This window comes from Thalassotalea euphylliae, assembly GCF_042682785.1.
Classification (GTDB): Bacteria; Pseudomonadota; Gammaproteobacteria; order Enterobacterales; family Alteromonadaceae; genus Thalassotalea_F; species Thalassotalea_F euphylliae.
Genome location: NZ_JBHUIB010000003.1, coordinates 1136803 through 1157503 on the forward strand (window position 1 = coordinate 1136803; position 20701 = coordinate 1157503).

A 20701-nucleotide genomic window follows, 5' to 3' on the forward strand; every position below is an offset into this window, starting at 1 on the left:
GACCTACCTTAGTGCTCTACTGCAGTTTGGCGATGTAAAATTGAAGAAAACTCTTCCATAAAGTTACCGTAGCTGTTTTCTAACTTTTCAACTTTATGGCTAAAACGGTTGAATGCCATAACCGCTGGAATCGCTGCAAATAACCCCATTGCTGTAGCTACAAGTGCTTCTGCAATACCAGGCGCAACCATAGCTAAAGTTGCTTGCTGAACAGCACCCAGCGCAATAAATGAATTCATGATCCCCCACACTGTGCCGAACAGTCCAATATAAGGGCTAATTGAACCAACAGTCGCCATAAACGGTAAGTGCGTTTCTAAACTATCGACTTCGCGGGACAGTGCGACTCGCATTGCTCGATGAGTACCATCAACAATAGCTTGAGGTGACTGGATGTTGCTCTTACGTAAACGAGCGAATTCTTTGAAGCCCGCGACAAAAAGGCTTTCAATGCCTTGAATATGCTGGCGAGAAGATATTTCATTATAAAGCTTAGTTAAGTCTGCCCCGCTCCAAAAACGATCTTCAAAACTCTTTAGTTGAATAGAAGCTTGATCTAATGCCTTTTTGCGTTGAAATATCATCGCCCAACAGATGACAGAAAATGCCAGCAAAATCAGCATTACAGATTTAACAAGTAAACTTGCCTGTAAAAATAAGTCAAAAATAGAAAGTTCAGCTGACACCTTTTAACGCTCCTAATATGTTTTCTGGAATTGGGCATGGCTTATTGATATCAAAATTTACACATGCCACCAGCACCTCAACTTTGCAAAGTTCCGTTTGGTGCTCATTCGTTATTGTTTGCTGGAAGGTAATACTTGCACGTTTAAGTTGTTTAACTTGGCTAGTCACCGTAATAAGATCATCCAATCGTGCTGAAGCAAAATTATCCATTTCAACACGTCTGACAACAAAACCTATCGATTGTTCTAAAAATTTAGATTGGTCGATACCTAACGCGCGTAACCACTCGGTTCGAGCACGCTCAAAAAACTTAAGATAGTTTGCATAATATACAATGCCGCCGGCATCTGTATCTTCATAATATACGCGAATGGGGAATTCAAAGGACGGAAGCGTCATTTAACTAAATCTAGCTTTTTGTTGTTTTGTCTAGTATGACGCTTATATTAAAGATTCGAGCAATCTGTCACAAGAGAAAAACAGGTCAAATTCATTAAATAATTGTAAACATTCTCATCAGTAACTTTTTTGCTACATTTTCGATACAAAAAGTAACCTGACACGCTTATGCATTTTATATGATTATTTATGCATAACATGTTTAAAACCCCAGCATAGCTATGCAAAAGTTCATTCAATTGACACACTTTGACATATTTCACATTAGTTTTTTTAATCCGAAAGCAAAATTTAATTAGTTTGTTACTCTTTTGCTCCCTGTATAAAATACTCTTGTTTTCTGAGCTAGCGCAGTGAGAAGTGTCTCACAAGCCCAGATACTTTAGAAAAGGTGATACGTTTATCATCTCTTCTCTCTGACATGTTTCCTGGAATTTTTAACTTCCTTCTATCAACTTTATATAGTTGGCCCGTATCCTTGATACGGGCTTTTTTTTATCTAAAGAAAAATAAACATGTCAGCCAATCTGCAAATAACTGGCTGTATTATGAATTTAAGAAGGCTTAACTAGCCCAAAATGTAGGTAGGTGCGTTCAGTGACAATACGCCCTCTAGGCGTACGTTGTAAAAACCCCTGTTGGATAAGGAAAGGCTCAAGCACATCCTCGATAGTTTCTCGCTCTTCACCAATAGCCGCAGCAAGATTATCAAGACCAACGGGGCCGCCCATAAACTTTTCGATAATTGCCAACATCAATTTACGGTCCATAATGTCAAAGCCTTGATTATCTACCTCCAGCATATCAAGTGCATTGGCCGCACAAGTTTTATCAACTATGCCATCTGTTTTAACATCTGCATAATCTCGAACACGTCGTAAAAGACGGTTTGCAATACGTGGGGTGCCACGTGAACGACATGCAACTTCATATGCCCCTTCGTCATCGATGGTCAAATTCAGGAAATGCGCTGACCGCTTAACAATATCGGTAAGATCTTTGCTGGAATAAAACTCTAAACGTTGAACAATACCGAAACGATCGCGCAGTGGCGATGTCAGTGCACCTGCGCGTGTCGTTGCGCCAATAAGTGTAAATGGTGGCAAATCTAATTTGATTGAGCGCGCCGCTGGCCCCTCACCAATCATAATATCTAATTGATAATCTTCCATGGCTGGGTACAACACCTCTTCCACCATAGGGCTCAATCGATGAATTTCATCGATGAACAGTACGTCATTTTCTTCAAGGTTGGTAAGCAATGCAGCTAAGTCACCCGCTTTCTCTAGCACAGGCCCAGAAGTCGTACGAATGTTAACGCCCATTTCATTCGCTACAATATTTGCGAGCGTAGTTTTACCTAAACCAGGAGGGCCAAAAATCAATAAATGATCCAGTGGTTCACCACGATTCTTCGCAGCAGGAATAAAGATTTCCATTTGCGATTTAACATGATCTTGTCCGGTGTAATCGGCAAGCATTTTCGGGCGTATTGCTCTATCTACACCCTCATCTTCTTGTGTAGCTACTGGCTGTATAAGTCTATCTGCTTCAATCATACGTTATTCTTTTACAACATTGCTTTGAGTGCTTCTTTGATAAGCACTTCGCTTGTTTTGTCTTTACTGTACACCGCTTTGACTGCTTTATCAGCCTGTGCTTGCGTATACCCCAATGAAACAAGCGCGTTCATTGCATCGCCCTTCGCGTCAGATTGAATAAACGCGTTTTCTGAAACCAAATCCAGAGGCGCCGCATCCGTTGCTGGCGTTTGACTTTCAACTTGCCAGTCTTTGATGCGATCACGCATTTCGATAAGTAGTCTCTCTGCGGTTTTTTTACCAATACCCGGAATTTTGACGATAGTAGATGCGTCATCATGAGCGACACAGCTAACAAATTGCTCGGCGGACATGCCAGAAAGAATTGCCAATGCGAGCTTAGGACCCACACCGCTTGCTTTTATCAATAGGCGAAATAGCTTGCGGTCTATTTTATTGGCAAAACCATAGAGTAGTTGGGCGTCTTCTCGAACCACAAAGTGAGTATAAAGCAATGTTTTTTCATTAACTTCTGGTAGCGCGTACAAAGTTGTCATAGGAACTTGTACTTCGTAGCCAACACCGTTGCAGTCGATAACTATATCTGGTGGCTGTTTTTCTAATAATACGCCGTGTAATTGACCAATCACGAGAAATTCTCAAATAAAGTGATAATAAAATACTATCACTATATATTTATACAGTAAATGAAGATTTTGGAAAATAGGTGGTTAGCGACGTAATCGACCACGGACTGTTTTGGATGCTTGACCTGCCATTTTTTGCAAGGAGTCGTAACTGTGGCCATGACATAAAGCTACCGCCAATGCATCCGCAGCATCAGCTTGTGGCGTACCCGGCAACTTCAACATAGATTTCACCATGTGCTGGACTTGCGTTTTGTCCGCAGCTCCAGTGCCAACTACCGATTGCTTTATTTGCCTTGCTGAATATTCTGCTATGTCTAACCCTGCATTGGTTGCAGCCACAATAGCAGCTCCCCTTGCCTGACCTAGTTTAAGTGCAGAATCAGGGTTAGTCGCCATAAATACTTGCTCAATGGCAAACATATCGGGCTTAAACTGAATAATAAGTTCTGATACACCTGCAAAGATAGTTTGCAAACGACTACCTAAATCTTCGCCAGCAGAAATAGCTTTGATACAACCACTTCCAAGATAAGTAAAATGTCTACCCTGCTGCTCTACAACACCATAACCTGTCAATCTAGAGCCTGGGTCAATACCTAAAATTACGGGCATTGATACCTCAACATTTGTTACACCTCTTTTGCTTTATTAGGTTCACATGCAGTTTGCAGGCAAACCAATGGATAGAGCAATTGAGGCAATACATACAAAAAAGCGCGCTAAATGCGCGCTTTTATCGTTTAGCTACTATGCTTCGCTTTCGCTGTCATCTTTAGCCAGCGTTTGAATATTTAACTCTTCCAACTGCGTTGGGTTTGCTTCACCCGGCGCATTGGTTAATGGACACGCCGCAGTCGTTGTTTTCGGGAACGCCATTACATCTCGAATTGAGCTTGCGCCAGTCATTAACATTACTAGGCGGTCTAAACCGAACGCTAAACCTGCGTGCGGTGGAGCACCGTACTGAAGTGCGTCAAGTAAGAAGCCAAACTTCTCTTGTGCTTCTTCATCGCTAATACCTAGAATTCTAAATACCGCGGCTTGCATTGCTTGATCGTGAATACGAACAGAACCACCACCTAATTCACAGCCGTTTAATACCATGTCGTAAGCGTCTGACAATGCACCAACTGGGCTAGCTTCAAGCTCTTCTGGTGTCATGTTGCTTGGCGCAGTAAATGGGTGGTGAATCGCATGTAAGTGGCCATCAACTTCTTCAAACATTGGGAAGTCAACAACCCATAATGGTTTCCACTCATCAGAAACAATACCCAAGTCTTCCCCTAGCTTAAGACGAAGCGCACCTAATGACTCAGTAACCACATTGTATGTGTCTGAACCGAAGAAAATAATGTCGCCAGATTGTGCTTCAACACGTGCTAATAAAGCAGTTACTGATTCTTCATTTAAGAACTTAAGAATTGGCGATTGAATACCTTCAAGGCCAGCATCAATATCGTTAACTTTCATCCAAGGCATGCCTTTCGCGCCATAGATACCAACAAACTTGGTTAAGTCATCAATGTTCTTACGTGAGAATTTCGCTGCACCTTCTGGCACTTTAATTACTGCAACACGACCTTTTTCATCATTTGCAGGGCCTGAGAAAACTTTGAATTCAACATCTTTTAAGATGTCAGCAACATCAACAATTTCTAATGGGTTACGTAAATCTGGCTTATCTGAACCAAAACGTGTCATTGCTTCTGAGTACGGCATACGAGGGAATTCGCCTAAATCTACATTCAATAGTTTTAGGAATAACTCACGGATCATCTTCTCAGTAACAGCCATGACTTGGTCAGCTGTCATAAATGATGTTTCGATATCGATTTGCGTAAATTCAGGCTGACGGTCAGCACGTAAATCTTCGTCACGGAAACATTTAACGATTTGGTAGTAACGCTCCATACCCGACATCATCAACAATTGCTTAAACAGCTGTGGTGATTGTGGAAGCGCAAAGAATTTGCCTTTATGTGTACGACTTGGTACTAAGTAGTCGCGCGCACCTTCTGGTGTTGCCGCTGTTAAAATCGGCGTTTCGATATCCATAAAGCCTTGAGACTCTAAAGATTCACGAACAGCAGATGTAACTTTAGCGCGGAAACGTAAACGCTCTGTCATTTCAGGACGGCGCAAATCTAAGTAACGGTACTTCAGACGATTTTCTTCTGAGTTCTCTTGGTTGGCATCAAGTGGAAGTGGTGCAGCTTTGTTCAAGATTGTTAGCTCTAAACCTAATACTTCGATGCCACCTGTTGCCATATCTTTATTCACTTGGCTTTCAGGGCGAGCACGCACTTTACCTTTTACTTGCACACAAAACTCATTACGTAGTGTGTTGGCTGTTTCTAATACTTCCGGTAAATCTGGGTCAAATACCACTTGCACGATACCTTCGCGATCACGCAAATCTAAGAAAATTACCGCACCTAAGTCACGACGACGGTTTACCCAGCCACATAATGTGATTTCTTGTCCAACGTGAGATTCGTTCACCTCACCACAGTAAAGACTACGCATGTAGAGTTATCCTGAAAAGAAAAACCCGCAAATTGCGGGGTTAAATAAAACTGCCGATATTATATAGAAAAAGGGACTAATGTCACCCGATGTTTAGTGGAATTGCACAATGCCTGTGGGATGTGAATATTTAGCAAACAGCAAAGCAATTATTGACGCAGTAAATAACCATTCTTGCCTGACGATTTTACCCGATACATAAGGGTATCAGCCATTTTCAATAAGTCTGACTCCCTATCACCGTCATCAGGAAAAATAGAAACACCTATGCTACAACCTAGCTTTGCCAGACGCCCGTCAATGTCATATGTTTTCGCAATAACTGACACTATTTTTTCAGCGATGTAAGCTGCCTCTTCTTTACTGTGAAGCTGTGTAAGTAATAGCACGAATTCATCGCCGCCAAAGCGGCACACTGTATCCGCTTTGCGCACACAGCCTTTAATACGAGTAGCCACTTCCTTCAAAATATCGTCACCAAAATCATGGCCAAACTTGTCATTGATGCCTTTAAAACCGTCTAAATCGATAAACAAGACTGCTAGCTTATTCAATTGACGTTGGTGTTGGGCAATTGCGGTTTCCATTTGCGACTTCATTAAGGTGCGATTCGCCAGCCCCGTCAATTCATCATGGGTCGCTAGGTGTTTCATCTGAGATTCCAGCACTTTTCTACGGGCTACTTCTTTATGCAATCGCCGGTTCCATAAACTCACAAAAGCAACAATCACAACAATAACAACGCCTATCAAGGATGCAATTTTAGTGACAAACCGCTTATCAAGCCCAGTTAGGATATTTACATTGAACCATTTATCGAACACCTGCTGACGTGTGGTATTGTCAATAAGCTTTAATCCTGAGTTGATCACCGCCATCAACTCTTTTTCCCCTTTTCTGACCGCTATACGGTTATCTTGAGTTGGTATTTCATCAACAACTGACACGGCAAGCGGGATAATATTTTCTCGTTTAGCAAGTTTTGAAGTAACGGGCAACGCCTCAACGAAACCATCAACAAGCCCCTGTTCAACAGCCACAACCCCCTCGTCCACCGTATTAACAACATTGATCTGAACTTTAGGATGGTTTCTGCGCACATAGTCGGCTAACTGATAGCCTTTAACGAAGGCAATTTGCTTACCGTACAAATCAACAATTGAATTGATTTGCCCTTGAGATTGTTTGTGCAAAATACTCCATGGCATCTGCCAATATACGTCAGAGAAATCAAATTGTGATTCGCGTTCTTCTGTTAACGATACACCGAGAATGACATCGATTTCCTGACTATCTAACGCCCTCACTAATTCAGCCCAACTTTCATACCCTTTAAACGATAAGTTAAGCCCGACATTGTCGGCGATAATTTGAATAATTTCTTTATTTATCCCCTGAGCTTCACCGCTTTCGTCAAAGAACTCTAAGGGCTCCCAATCTCTCGCCATACCGACAACAATTTCGGGATTATCAAGTAACCATTGTGTTTGTTTCTGCGTTAGCGATATGTCTTCTTTTTGTTGACTAAAATACGCGTCTTCAGGCTGCGAAAGCCATGCTTTCTCTAAAGCCTTGAGTTCTTTTAACGGAATTTTTTGAAAGCCTTTTTGAATGGTATCTGCTAACTGCGTATTGTTTGGCGGCACAAGAGTGAACATATCAACGTCAAATATAGGCTCATCCACCATCGTGTATTGCGATTGCATATTGGCGTTAATAAGCTTTATCTGCATATTCTCAATTTCTGAGACAAAGCCGTCTATTTCACCCAATTCCGCGGCCTTGAGCATATTCTCGTGTCCGACGTAATACCTAATGTTGGCCTGCGGAAATAACTTTTTAAAAGTATCGATATAGGGAGCAGTTTTAAACAAGCCGATATTCTTTCCTGCCAACTTACTTTCAGATGTATCTTTGGCTAATTCGTTTTTCAAATACAACTTTGAATGCAGAGCGTAGATTTTTGCAGCTTTAGCAAGGCCTGTTGAAGACGGATCTTGCTCTGGATAAGCAAGATGTGCGTCTAAGTTTCCAAGTTTAACTTGTTCAACACCATGCACCATTGAATTACCTACAAAGTGCACATCAATATTGCTGTACTTAGACCAAAGTCGCCAAATATCAATATAAAGGCCTTGAGGGTTCCCTGTAGACGAGTAGCCCATATAGGGTGGTAGGTTGACTGAAAAGGCAAGTGATATTCCCTGCTCTGCCTTTTTTTGGAACATCCATTTATTAGCAATAAGTTGTCTTTCGGCTACCGATATTTTAGCCAAGCCCTCATTAATAAAGTTAAGTAACTCTATATTGCCTTTGGCTACAGCTGCAGAATAGTCACCACCGTAATAGTTTATCCGTCGATAAGTCGGAAACAACGCCTGTAACTCGTTTAGCCTCTCATAGCCCTCTAACAAACGTTCAAGTTCGGCAAAAGCTAAGAGTTCACCATTGAGCGCCGCTTCATACATTTCCACTCTAGACGCGAAAACTTTTAGTTTTATTTTAGGGTTCATATTCGTCACTGTTGTTATGTGACTTGAGCCTGCGACAACGCCTACAGTGTATGGAGAAAGTTGCTTTATATCGGTAATTTCACTGATCGACTCACTGATATACACAAAACTGTATTGCGGGTATATCACTTGAGAAAAATCTAGAAACGCTTCTCTTTCAGGAATTCTTGAAAGGCCGGCATGAAAGTCTAGTTGGCGCTCTCTGACGCTTTTAATTGTTTGCTGCCAAGGTTGCGGTACGAACTCTACCTGAACTTGTTGCTTTTCAGCCCAAAGTTCCCATAGTTCCTTCATAATACCATTTGGCTTCTGACTAGAATCAACGTATTGCTGAGGATATGAATGCTCGCTCAATGCAACAGTGAAAGTGCGTCCTGAAAAGTCATGACCAGAGGAAGATCCAGTATTGTCTTGCGCGTATGAAAGCCCTGTTATCAACACAAGGCAACATGCTACAGCCAAGCTTAATAATCGAGTCAACATCTACTCACACGCTCATCATTGGGTAATATACTCTCAAACCTTGCAATATTATCTTATCAAGATCAATCAGTTCAGCTAAAATATAACGCAGTTTTATTCAGCGCCGCGGATATTATGCAACGCTCAGATACCGATCTTATTTATTCGAACCCTCATAGCCAGGTAAAAGATTTTACTTTTGATGCACAAGTCGTCGAAGTTTTTCCAGACATGATCAGTCGCTCCGTACCAGGCTACAACACCATTATCGATACCATTGGCAGACTCAGTAAACAATACGTTCAAGACAATAGTAACGTTTATGATTTGGGTTGTTCACTTGGTGCAGCAACACTTGCCATGCGCAGAGCCATTACCGCTAAAGATGTACACATCGTAGGCGTCGACAATTCCGCTGCAATGGTAGAGCGCTGTAAAATGCATGTTTCAGCGTTTAAAGGCGACACACCGGTAGATATCGTCCAAGACAATATCGAAACAATCGAGATAAAAGACGCGTCACTTGTAGTCCTTAACTTCACATTGCAATTTATCGCGCCTGAAAATAGACAAACCTTGATGGAGAAAATTTATCACGGGTTGAAGCCTGGTGGGTTACTCGTGATTTCAGAAAAAATTCATCACCAAGATGACACATCAAACGAAGTGCTAATTAACCTTCATCATGACTTTAAGCGAGCTAATGGATATAGCGAGCTAGAAATTGCGCAAAAGCGCACAGCACTGGAAAATGTTATGAAACCCGATGCGTTTGAAGATCACTTAAATCGCTTGACGGCAGCGGGTTATAAAAACATTACCCAGTGGTTCCAATGTTTCAACTTCCTTTCTTTGGTGGCCTTTAAATGAGTCAATATAACTCTTTCTACCAAGCGATAGCCGCTAACCGCTTAAGTCACTGGCTTAACTCTTTGCCGGCACAACTTACTGAGTGGCAAAAAAATCATTTGCATGGTGAGTATGCACAGTGGCAAAAAGTATTAGACCAATTGCCAGTAACAAATACAGGTTTCGTTGAGCTTAAAAACAGCGTTACAGTGGGTAAGCCAGAAGAAATAGAGCCTGGACAACTAAAGCGCCTAGAGCATATGCTGAAGAAGCTCAAACCGTGGCGCAAAGGTCCTTATCATATCCATGGGCTTCACATCGACACAGAGTGGCGTTCTGACTTTAAATGGGATCGACTTGCTCCGCACATTAGCGATCTATCTAATCGATACGTGTTAGATATTGGCTGTGGCAGTGGCTACCACCTTTGGCGAATGAAAGGTGCGGGAGCAAAGTTTGTTGTAGGTATTGATCCAACACAGTTATTTGTCATGCAATTCAACGCTGTTCAGCACTTTATCAAAGATAACAGTGTTCACCTATTACCCTTGGGCGTTGAACAACTGCCAGAGTTAAATGCGTTCGATACCGTGTTTGCAATGGGGGTTTTGTATCACAGACGTTCGCCAATTGACTTTCTATACCAATTGAAAGCACAACTCGTGAAAGGTGGGGAGTTGGTGCTAGAAACTCTGATCGTTGATGGTGATGAAAATACCGTTCTGGTGCCTGGTGAACGCTACGCAAAAATGCGGAATGTTTGGTTCTTACCAAGTGGCAAAGCGATGTGTGCATGGCTGGAACGTTGCGGATTCAGCAATGTTCGTATGGTGAATACCGATATCACAGATTTTGAAGAACAACGTAAAACAGATTGGATTGACACCGAATCACTCAAAGACTTCTTAGATCCAGCGGATCCAAGTAAAACCATTGAAGGCTACCCTGCACCTCAAAGGGCGATTTTTATCGCCAATAAATAATCACTTAATGGTACTTACTGATTAAAGCTTGGTAAGTACCGTTCTCTTTAATTTTTTCAACGCCTGCATCAAAAATAGATTTAAGCTCCTCTGACTTAAAGCCTGCCGCATATGGCCTTTTAGGGAAAATAGGATGAACACGCACCGCCTTCTGATAAATAGCTTCGGGGTGCGTTTTTACAAAGTAACGAAAAATATCACGATCAAGAATAATCACTTCTGTTCTACCACTAAACAGCATTTTTATTTGCTGCTCTTGGTTTGCTAACTCACGATACTCAAGCAGATAAGAGACCGTTTCTTTGTATTCATCCCCCAAAAACTTTTTCGCATTTTGAAAAGCAATAACGCTTCTTCCCTGCAAGTCTTTGACGTTGTTAATCGAAATATTCATGTAGTCGAGGCTTACTGCAACGTTTTGGTAGTCGATGTAAGGTTCAGAGATATACATGCCAGGATAACGGTAATTTACAGGTAATGTAATAACACCATCAATATGCCATTGCTGAAATGCAGTAATGTTGCGGGAAAGCGGAACATGAGAAAAAACAACCTCTTCACCTTGTTCTGCAAATGCAGCGCTGATGATTTCAAGTTGTATACCGGTCTTCCCTTCCTGGATGATGAAAGGCGGTTTTGCCAAGCCAGCAACAAGTTCAATAGGGCCTTCTTTTTCTTCAGCAACAACAGCGGTCGCTATACAACATAAAAAGCCAAAAATGATGTGTAATTTGGGTAACAACTGAAACACTCTATATCCCTGAAAAGACCAACAATCTGTTGCAATTTAGCTAATAAAGCAGTAAAGCTATTGTTATAAAAATTTGCTCCATGCTAACGGAATTGTAGCAGGAAAATTGATAATCGACAGTAGTAATCAAGGTATATAATGTCAGACGTTTGGTTAGAACGCAGGTTAACAAAACTCAGTCAGCGACAGCACGACCATCGAAGCCCATTTCAGCGAGATCGCGCACGAATACTTCACTCAGCCGCATTCAGACGTTTACAGTCCAAAACGCAGGTTATTAGCTCGGGGCAGAGTGATTTTTATCGTACGCGTCTGACTCATTCGCTTGAAGCCGCACAAATAGGATCTGGCATTACTGCCCAATTACGCTCTAAATACCCAGACCTTACCGAGACGCTTTTTCCAGAAGAGGACACCTTAATTGAGGCACTATGCTTAGCTCATGATATTGGTCACCCCCCCTTCGGACATGGTGGTGAAGTAGCTTTACATTACATGATGCGAAAGTACGGTGGCTTTGAAGGAAATGGTCAAACCCTAAGAATTGTCGCTCGACTAGAGCCATTCAGCGAAGGCCACGGTATGAACCTGGCCCGAAGAACACTGCTAGGTTTAATAAAATATCCACAAGTATTGGATACACTAACCCATAAAAAGCCGAACTGTTCACCCGTGCATTACCGCCAATTGAAAGCAAGCGATTGGCATCCTCCAAAAGGGTTATATGCAGACGACAACGATATTATAGAGTGGGTATTGTCGCCACTTTCTGAACATGATCGTACTTTATTTCAGTCATTCACACCTCGGGATAACCAACACAGTAAGACGCGATTTAAGTCGTTAGACTGCTCAATTATGGAACTAGCTGACGATATTGCCTACGGTATCCATGACTTAGAAGATGCTATTGTGACAGGCGTTGTCAACAGAAATGATTTCGATGAACATGTTATTAAACCGTTGCTTGATATTGACGACAAGTGGCTAACCCATTTTTGCCAAGGGCTAACGGATAAATTATTTTCAGAACATCACCACCATCAAAAAGATGCTATTGGCGGACTAGTCAACTACCTTATTACATCGATAGAGCTGCTTAAGGTCGTCGATGCTGATTTCGAAGAGCCGCTATTAGCCTACAATGCAAAACTACCAATACAGCCAGCCCAAGTGCTGACTATATTAAAGCACTTTGTCTATCGATTTGTTATCAAGCTTCCGGCAATTCAACGCCTTGAGTACCGGGGGCAACAAGTCGTTATGGAGTTATTTGAAGCACTTTCCTCCGACCCACTGAGGCTATTACCAACTAGCACAGCCAAACGCTGGCAATTAGCTGCAGACAATGGCGACAATCATCATCGTGTTATTGCAGACTATGTCTCTGGGATGACAGATGGCTATGCAACCAGGCTATATCAAACACTCTTTTTACCCGTAGGTAGCGGTGATAGCTATGACGTCCATTCATAATGGACAGTCGATATCAAATCAAAGGGCTGATGTTTATCAGCCCTTTTGGGTATTCAACTAGCCTTTTTCGTATAAAGCACATGCTGCGCCAGCTGGGTCTTTAATCACCGCAAACTTATCACTTCCCATCGATTTAATTTCTGTATATAAACTACCACCATTTGCTTTTACTTGTGCAACAGCAGCCTCAACATCTGCGACTAAAAAATAGGGAAGCCACATCGCGGGTAGCTCAGCATTAGGACCGCGAGCATGGCAAATACCACCGGCAGGGTTATTCGTTTCACTCGAAATCATCGAAAAGTCTGAATATTCGCCCATATTCACTTCTTGGGCAGTCCACCCAACAACGCTCTTATAAAAGTCTCTGATGGCAGGTGCATCCTCTACAGTTAAGTCGAGCCAAGCAATTTCACCAAGTTTTGCGTTTTCCATATTCCTACTCCTTTATTAGTTTTGGATTTTTTGGGTAGTATTTTTCAGGTAACTGGTTAATGTGCTCGAAAAAACGCGTATCTTTGTACGGCAATTTCATAAACCCAGAAATACCAAGCCCTTTTATCGTGGGCAGAAACTGAATTATATTCGCTAAGCACTGTTTAAATTCTGATTCTTTTTCATGATTTAGCAACATCAAGTAACTATGAATCTTCAAGTGGGTAGGCAAGACTTCAAAAATAATGCAGCCCGTGTGATGAATTAAATTTAATTTAGCCAACTCCATCATAATTTCGTCTGGCAAATGTAAGTATTCGTCAGGATCTTTACCGTCTTCAAAATAAGAATGCAATTTCGTCACATCGTCCATTTCAGGCACAACACTGACATCAAAAGGTATTCTCTGTTCTGGCTCTGCTACGAAAGGTTGGCGGGTTGATTTTCGCTCAACATGGAGGGTATTTCTGGCGTTGAACAAACAGCTTTTAAACATACCGACACGAAAAATACCTTGCGCCAGGTGAATCATATTATTCACCGCACTTTGGAATGACTTTTTCAAACTAGGATCAAACAAGGTAACATTGGAATCAATATAAACGCCCTCCTTCTCCCATCTAACGGCCAGTCCGCCAACAACAGGAAAATTACCCAAACGACTGACCGCTGCTACAAACGCTTTCTCTGTGTCACCCATGCCCATTAAGTAGTTTTTGTAATATTTTTCTAGCTGTACGTCATCTACCGAAGAAAGCTCTCCATCTGTACTTTGCTCCCGTAAAAACGACTTTCGGGATCCATACACCACGGTATCTATAGCTTCTTGTTTGTCTTTTACCCACACAGGTATTAATGGCTCAACAACCGTTTCCGTCTCAGCAGGAGCGAGTACAAGTTGTCTGAATAAGTGTTCGTTGTTGACAAAGTAGTCACCAGCGCGTTCTCGCGTCGAGGGTTCATCACTCAACATTCCATCTATGACTTGTGCTAAAGGCTTTGGTAAACCCAAACTAGATGCGGGAATTACTTTTTTTCCATAACGACACGATTGTCCTGACGCCAGCGCATACAGTGTTGCTGCCGCACCTTGTTCGTCAAATCTTGGACTAGACATGCCACCACTGATTTGTTCGGGCCCGATAAAATAAACATCGCCCAATCGAGCATTGGTATTTTGTAGGTCACTACTCATCAAGTCCATCACATTACTGGCGGTTGTTTGACCCGTCGCGTCTATTTGAGCCATAACAGCAGACCCCCAATCAACCAACTGAACCTTACCAGACGAGGTGTCAAATACGAGATTGGATGGTTTGATATCGCCATGCACAATAGGCTTTCCACAAGGATGATTTTTTGCCGTGCGAAGATATTTCAATAAAGCAATCAGTTGTATTGCTAATTGAACGACTTGCTCTGGTGGTAATGGTCCCATTAAGTGCGAGTATTGGTCTAAGTCAATACCTGGAGCGCGTGTCATCTGAAGAATAGATTGGCGTTTAATTTTGCGATATTCACGTACTTTAGGAATTTGAACATGTGTCAATTGCTGCTGAATGTCAGCTTCTTCCTCAAGCCTGTCCTGCACATGCTGTGGTAGCGTAATGCGCGAGAATTTGAAGACATATTGCTGAAATTCATCGTCGGTACCAGAAAACACGAAACTGTATGCGCCCTTTCCTACCAGTTCGATATCAGAATAACCAAGTAAAGAGAGTTGCTGCTGACAAAGCTCCACCCAAGTCTTCAACTTAGTGGCGTCTTTATGGCTCAACAAATAAATAGATTGTTCTTCAGCGATATAAAAGTGCTGTAATTTTTTTTCTGCCACGCTTTTATCATTTCTCACTAACTTCACAATACAGGGTCGATTGTAACGTTAATCTAATTTTAAGCGACAGTATTTGTCACAATATCTTAATAAACCATGTCATTAGATTGTCATATATCCTATCTACTATAGGCTTCGTTGGATGAACAATTGCTATCCCGACCTCAAAGAAGCTTGTTAGTTGTTGTTTTACTACGGTTCTTTCTGGACATTAATCCCGATGATATACACGTTTCGGTTGATTCACGCTCTACAGATGTAGGGCGTTTTTTTTGCCGAGAGAAAAGTAACCAACATAAATACAGGCAATAAAAAAGCCCGCAATTTGCGAGCTTTTTTAACCATTAACTGTCACATAACTGTCATAAATAACTTCTTATGACATAGACACCAACATATTTGTTGGCTCCTCTAAATATGACTTCCAAAGGTTACTAAAGCGAGCAATCGTACCACCATCAATAACGCGATGGTCACCAGACCAGCTCACTTGCATGATAGAACGTGCTTCTACTTCGCCTTTATCATTGAAGCGAGGCAATTGCTGCACTCGGCCTAACGCGACGATAGCGACTTCCGGCTTATTGATAATCGGCGTAGCTACCGTTCCACCAATAGCACCAATATTAGAAATTGAAATAGTACCCGCTTTCAAATCATCAGGTGATACACGGCCAGAGCGTGCATCTTCTGTTAGACGCGTAATATCTTGCGCTAAGTCTAAAATAGACTTGGTTTGTACCGCTTTAACATTTGGTACTAACAGGCCAACTTTAGAATCTACCGCCATACCAATGTTATGATCGTCAAAGTAAGTAAGCTCTGAACAATCATCATTTACTTGCGAGTTGACGATTGGGTACTCTTTAATTGCAAGCGACATGGCTTTCATAAAGAAAGGCATCATCGTCAGTTTAATATCTTGCTTGGCGTACTTTTCTTTAAGCTGCTTTCGCAATGCAATCAGGTCTGTTAGGTCAATTTCTTCACAGTAGGTAAAGTGAGGAATGGTCGACACGGAGTTAACCATGGCTTTTGCCATTGCCGCTTTAACACCGCGAATTGGCTCTACTCGTGTACCACCAGAAACAGGTGCTACTGTTTGTGCAGCTTGAACTGGCGCTGTAGCAGTTTGACCGCCTTCATTGAAGGCGATGACATCTTCTTTATAAACGCGACCTTTTTTACCCGAACCTGGTACTTCGTGAATATTCACCCCTAACTCTCGAGCAACACGGCGTACTGCTGGACTAGCTATTGCTTTACCACCAGCTGGTAACGCTCGTTCAACTTGTGGCGTTGATTTCATAGCCGATTGTTCTGCTTTTGCAGGAGCACTTGCCGCAGGCTGTTCTGAAGGTGCCTCAGCTTTTGCTGCTGGTGCTGCGCCATCGGCCGCACGTTCAATCGCAAATAACGGCGCATGGACTTTAGCAATTTCACCTTTTGCATAATGAAGCTTAACCACAGTACCGGCATGCATCGCTGGGATTTGGACGAGTGCTTTGTCTGTCATTACATCTGCAACAGGCTGGTCTTCTTCAATGACATCACCCTCAGCGACAAGCCACTCTACAATTTCACATTCAACGATACCTTCACCAATATCAGGCAAGATAAAGTCTTCAACGACTGTTCCCGAAGCTGTTGGTGCTTCTGCAACTGGCGTAGACGTAGTCTCGGCTGCTGATGCTTCCTGCACAGGACTTGCTTGCTCACCTTCTGGTGTCATCGCAAACAATGGCGCATGCACTTTAGCAATATCGCCTTTGTCGTAATAAAGCTTATCTACAACACCAGCGTGCATCGCTGGAATCTGTACGAGCGCTTTATCTGTCATTACGTCACAAACCGGTTGATCTTCAGCGATAACATCGCCTTCTGCGACTAACCATTCAACGATTTCACACTCTACGATACCTTCGCCGATATCCGGTAAAATAAAATCAATACTCATAATCGGCAGTCCTTAGAAGTTAACGCTACGCTTGATAGCTTCGTAAATCTTAAGATGGTCAGCCATATGTTCACGTTCAAGTGAAAGTGGATATGGTGTATCGACACCACACACGCGCTCAATTGGCGATTCAAGATGTAAGAAGCACTCGCCTTGAATAGTCGCCGCAATTTCACCAGCAAAACCGGCAGTAATTGGCGCTTCATGGCTGATAAGTAAACGACCTGTTTTCATAACAGAATTCGCTACCGTTTCCACATCCCAAGGAAGAATGCTACGCAGGTCAATAATCTCACATGAAATGCCATCAGCCGCCGCCATCTCAGCTGCTTTTTCAATCATTTCCATTTGAGCGCCCCAAGCTAACAAGCTAATGTCAGTACCTTGAGTCACGACTTCCGCTTTACCAATGGGTAACTGGTAATCATCTTCAGGTACTTCACCCACTGATGCACGGTATAAACGTTTCGGCTCGAAGAAAATCACAGGGTTGTCGTCACGAATTGACGCTAACAACAAACCTTTTGCTTGATATGGGTTACGAGGCACCACCACTTTCAAGCCCGGCGTATGCGCGAAGTAAGCTTCTGGGGATTGACTGTGGTACAAACCACCTGCGATGCCGCCACCGTATGGCGTACGAATTGTCATACGGCCAACGTTAAACTGGTTACCACTGCGGTAACGGAATTTAGCTGATTCGTTTACGATTTGGTCAAACGCAGGGAAAATGTAGTCAGCAAATTGGATTTCTGCGATAGGACGGCTGCCCTGTGCAGCTAAACCATTAGCAAAACCGATAATACCTTGCTCAACTAGCGGTGTATTGAAACAACGCGCTTTACCGTACTTTTCTTGTAAACCGCTTGTTGCGCGGAATACGCCGCCAAAATGACCAACATCTTCACCAAAACAAAGCGTTGAGTCGTCTTCGGCCATGGCAATATCAAGCGCATTGTTGATCGCTTGTAGTAAATTCATTTGTGCCATGATTAAATTCTCCCCGCCGTGAATGGATACGCTTCTGGATACTTCTTGATATGTTCTTTTAATTCATCCAGTTGTTTTTGAAGATGTACAGGCACGTCGTCATAAACGTCAGTCACTAAATCTTCTACCGGCGGCTTGTCGATTTTCTCAGCCACTTTCACCGCTGCTAATACTTGCTCGCGGTATTCTTCATATAATGCTTTGTCTTGCTCTTCGTCCCACCACTTCTGGTTCAACATCCAGGCTTTGTAACGAGAAATTGGGTCGTGCTCTGTCCATTTAGCTTCTTCTTCTTTGGTACGGTAGCCTGATGGATCATCAGACGTTGAGTGTGCACCTAAGCGGTATGACATAGCTTCAATAATTACTGGCTCGCTGTGCTCTAACGCATGAGCACGTGCAATTTGAACCGCCTTCATTACTGCGAGAATGTCGTTACCATCGATACGAATCGTCTTAATGCCGTAACCGACGCCACGTGAAGCGATACCGTTGCCGATGTATTGTTCATCTGATGGTGTAGAAATTGCGTAACCATTATTACGACAGAAGAAAATCACAGGCGCTTTGTGCACAGCAGCCATATTAAGGCCTGCGTGGAAGTCACCTTCAGATGCTGCACCCTCGCCAAAGTAACACATAGTTACTGCATCTTGGCCTTTCAGTTTTTGGCCGTACGCGTAGCCTGCCGCTTGCGGAATTTGCGTACCCAATGGCGATGAGATCGTCATATAGTTCAACTCGTTTGAACCATAGTGAATAGGCATTTGACGACCTTTACCTAAATCTTTTTCATTAGAGAACATTTGGTTCATAAAATCTTCAAGGCTAAAGCCACGGAAAATTAAGCACCCTTGTTCACGGTATTGCGCCATGATCATATCTTGACCGTGTAAAGCAGCAGCACCACCAACGGTTGTTGCTTCTTCACCTAACGCTGTCATATAAAAGCTAATACGGCCTTGACGTTGAGCGGCTATCATTCGCTCATCAAGTACACGATGAAATGCCAACGAACGGTACACTTGCTGCGCAAGCGCTTCGTCTAACTCTGGTAACTCAGCACCCTCGTAGACGTTTCCGTCTTGTTGAAGAATTTTTAAAGTAGGAATTTCAACCGAGTGACCATCTATAAACGCTGGCGAGTGAACCACTGGCCCTTCTTTATATATATCAGTGTTCATAACGTTCTCTTTGTCTGGCGAACAACTATGTTGTCGCACTAGCTCAATTATTTGCTGTTGATGTCCTTAACGCTCGCGTCAATTACGTCGAGCTCTGCAGACTTAGTATAGTAATTCAGCAAACTTTTGAGATGTTGCTTGTTGTATTGCGGACTGACTTTACCTTTACGTAAACTGAGATTCAAGCAAGCCCAATTTGACACCTTTATTAAAGCGTTTGAAGTGCTCAGAAATGTTTACAAATGAAGTGAATATCTATCGAATATGCATAAAAAAGCCCCAATTCTGGGGCTTCTTTACATGATTATGCAAAACACCGACTAATCGATAGTCGTTGGTTTTACCGTCAAAATTGCGCGTTGACCAAGCGCGACATTAGCATTTGGAAAGACAATAGCTTCCCCTTCGGTTCGAACCTTATGCTCAATATCACCGTCAGTTGCTAGTACGTAGCCAACTGGATAGTCAGTAAAGTTTTTTGCATCATCAGGGAAGTTGAGTGCAAACGCTTCGGTTTCTTTATTAATTGTTTGATCAATTTCAAAGATATTAAAATCGTCTTCGTTAAATTCGCCAAACGCAGGCAAGTTACCACTGACAAAAGCCGTTAATGTCGCTTTTGCTGCCGCAAAGTCGGCCATATTATTTTCACCAAATGGGCGAACTTTACCTAGCTCAACCGTAAAAGCGTCAGCGCCAAACTCGTTCGACGAAAAGTAGCTAAACGTCGTGGTTGGTGAATGCGATAACAAAATAGTGTTTACGCCACATGCCGCTAAAAACTGTAACTGGGACTTTTTCCAAGGCTTACCATGACGGAACGGATATACCGCAAATTTGTCGTACTTGGCTTCACGAATAGCGGTATGTAAGTCGTAATGGAAACGCTCACGTCCCTCACTAATTGAAGCGCCCTCTGCGAAGAATTCTCGAATCGCATCTTCTAATGCTTTCGCTCGTGTTCTTTCTTTATTTTTTGTATCGCCCTTACTGTGTGCCCCAGAGAATAAACGGTTCATATTTTCTTCAACAAATCGTTCAGCAATATTCATTGCTGCCGGGTTGCCAAATAAAAACAAAACACGCTCTGCAAGAAATAACTCGCCTTTAATTAGCTGTTGAACCAACTCGTCACATATTTCGATAGGTGCTGTTTCATTGCCATGCACTGCACAAGACAGAACGATATCCTTGTGGGTGTCACGATTAATAGGTTCAAAAGCGATAATCCCTGTATCGAGAACTGATACTTTGCTTTCTGAACCTGACGCTTGATGAGTAACCGTAAATGAGAATGTTTCTGGCAGTGACCACTCGTTCTGGCGAGTAATAGTAAGAAAGTCACCTGTTTGTTGAAGCTGTTGTAATAAAGACACGTGTTTTGATTTTGAAATGTTTGAGTTGTGGCGCCATTTTACGCTAAATAGAACCAGAGGAGAAATGCGAGACAAGATAGCCCCGCGA

At 42.5% G+C, this 20701-nt stretch carries 17 protein-coding genes; 3 read left to right on the plus strand and 14 right to left on the minus strand.

The features are described from left to right. Nucleotides 1-8: 8 nt before the first annotated feature. The 7 genes from tolQ to ACFSJY_RS12525 form a co-directional block, all read right to left on the minus strand. Entirely contained in the window at nucleotides 9-686 is a 678-nt protein-coding gene (tolQ, locus tag ACFSJY_RS12495; RefSeq protein WP_386034729.1) for a protein TolQ, read from the minus strand. Next, nucleotides 676-1086: a tol-pal system-associated acyl-CoA thioesterase gene (gene ybgC / locus ACFSJY_RS12500; RefSeq protein WP_386034731.1), complete on the minus strand. Its 411-nt coding sequence runs from the start codon at nucleotides 1084-1086 to the stop codon at nucleotides 676-678. The genes tolQ and ybgC overlap by 11 nt, the downstream gene beginning before the upstream one ends. Before the next feature lie 554 nt (nucleotides 1087-1640). Next, on the minus strand, nucleotides 1641-2645 hold the full coding sequence (gene ruvB / locus ACFSJY_RS12505) for a Holliday junction branch migration DNA helicase RuvB (RefSeq protein ID WP_386034733.1): 1005 nt from the start codon (nucleotides 2643-2645) through the stop codon (nucleotides 1641-1643). Between the two features lie 11 nt (nucleotides 2646-2656). Further along, nucleotides 2657-3277, minus strand: a complete 621-nt coding sequence (gene ruvA / locus ACFSJY_RS12510) for a Holliday junction branch migration protein RuvA (RefSeq protein ID WP_386034735.1) — start codon at nucleotides 3275-3277, stop codon at nucleotides 2657-2659. An 81-nt stretch (nucleotides 3278-3358) separates the two neighbouring features. Next, nucleotides 3359-3889, minus strand: coding sequence for a crossover junction endodeoxyribonuclease RuvC (gene ruvC / locus ACFSJY_RS12515; protein ID WP_386034737.1), 531 nt, complete (start codon nucleotides 3887-3889; stop codon nucleotides 3359-3361). Nucleotides 3890-4024: 135 nt separating this feature from the next. Then, nucleotides 4025-5803 carry an aspartate--tRNA ligase gene (aspS, locus tag ACFSJY_RS12520; RefSeq protein WP_386034739.1) on the minus strand — a complete coding sequence of 593 codons (1779 nt, stop codon included), beginning with the start codon at nucleotides 5801-5803 and terminating at the stop codon, nucleotides 4025-4027. A 149-nt stretch (nucleotides 5804-5952) separates the two neighbouring features. Next, a complete protein-coding gene (locus ACFSJY_RS12525; protein ID WP_386034741.1) occupies nucleotides 5953-8799 on the minus strand; it encodes a transporter substrate-binding domain-containing protein in 2847 nt (948 codons plus the stop codon). Nucleotides 8800-8913: 114 nt separating this feature from the next. On the opposite strand from ACFSJY_RS12525, the gene cmoA reads away from it, so the two are divergent. Together cmoA and cmoB are read left to right on the plus strand one after the other, a co-directional pair. Next, nucleotides 8914-9648: a carboxy-S-adenosyl-L-methionine synthase CmoA gene (gene cmoA / locus ACFSJY_RS12530; RefSeq protein ID WP_386034743.1), complete on the plus strand. Its 735-nt coding sequence runs from the start codon at nucleotides 8914-8916 to the stop codon at nucleotides 9646-9648. Next, nucleotides 9645-10610 (plus strand): tRNA 5-methoxyuridine(34)/uridine 5-oxyacetic acid(34) synthase CmoB, encoded by a 966-nt coding sequence (cmoB, locus tag ACFSJY_RS12535; RefSeq protein WP_386034745.1) that lies wholly within the window; start codon nucleotides 9645-9647, stop codon nucleotides 10608-10610. Before cmoA ends, cmoB begins: the two co-directional genes overlap by 4 nt. Before the next feature lie 4 nt (nucleotides 10611-10614). Here the strand turns inward: cmoB and ACFSJY_RS12540 are convergent, their stop codons facing one another. Then, nucleotides 10615-11361, minus strand: coding sequence for a substrate-binding periplasmic protein (locus ACFSJY_RS12540; RefSeq protein WP_386034747.1), 747 nt, complete (start codon nucleotides 11359-11361; stop codon nucleotides 10615-10617). A 138-nt stretch (nucleotides 11362-11499) separates the two neighbouring features. Here ACFSJY_RS12540 and ACFSJY_RS12545 point away from each other — a divergent pair, with 138 nt between their 5' ends. Then, entirely contained in the window at nucleotides 11500-12837 is a 1338-nt protein-coding gene (locus tag ACFSJY_RS12545) for an anti-phage deoxyguanosine triphosphatase (protein WP_386034749.1), read from the plus strand. 57 nt (nucleotides 12838-12894) lie between these two features. Here the strand turns inward: ACFSJY_RS12545 and ACFSJY_RS12550 are convergent, their stop codons facing one another. The 6 genes from ACFSJY_RS12550 to astE form a co-directional block, all read right to left on the minus strand. After that, nucleotides 12895-13272 carry a VOC family protein gene (locus ACFSJY_RS12550; protein WP_386034751.1) on the minus strand — a complete coding sequence of 126 codons (378 nt, stop codon included), beginning with the start codon at nucleotides 13270-13272 and terminating at the stop codon, nucleotides 12895-12897. 4 nt (nucleotides 13273-13276) lie between these two features. Further along, nucleotides 13277-15106, minus strand: coding sequence for a protein kinase domain-containing protein (locus tag ACFSJY_RS12555; RefSeq protein ID WP_386034753.1), 1830 nt, complete (start codon nucleotides 15104-15106; stop codon nucleotides 13277-13279). Nucleotides 15107-15482: 376 nt separating this feature from the next. Then, entirely contained in the window at nucleotides 15483-17063 is a 1581-nt protein-coding gene (locus tag ACFSJY_RS12560) for a dihydrolipoyllysine-residue acetyltransferase (RefSeq protein WP_386034755.1), read from the minus strand. A 12-nt stretch (nucleotides 17064-17075) separates the two neighbouring features. Continuing rightward, entirely contained in the window at nucleotides 17076-18053 is a 978-nt protein-coding gene (locus tag ACFSJY_RS12565; RefSeq protein WP_386034757.1) for an alpha-ketoacid dehydrogenase subunit beta, read from the minus strand. 2 nt (nucleotides 18054-18055) lie between these two features. After that, complete coding sequence (locus ACFSJY_RS12570) at nucleotides 18056-19237, minus strand: thiamine pyrophosphate-dependent dehydrogenase E1 component subunit alpha (RefSeq protein WP_386034759.1); 1182 nt, start codon at nucleotides 19235-19237, stop codon at nucleotides 18056-18058. Nucleotides 19238-19557: 320 nt separating this feature from the next. Next, nucleotides 19558-20613: a succinylglutamate desuccinylase gene (gene astE, locus ACFSJY_RS12575; protein ID WP_386034761.1), complete on the minus strand. Its 1056-nt coding sequence runs from the start codon at nucleotides 20611-20613 to the stop codon at nucleotides 19558-19560. Nucleotides 20614-20701 lie beyond the last annotated feature (88 nt).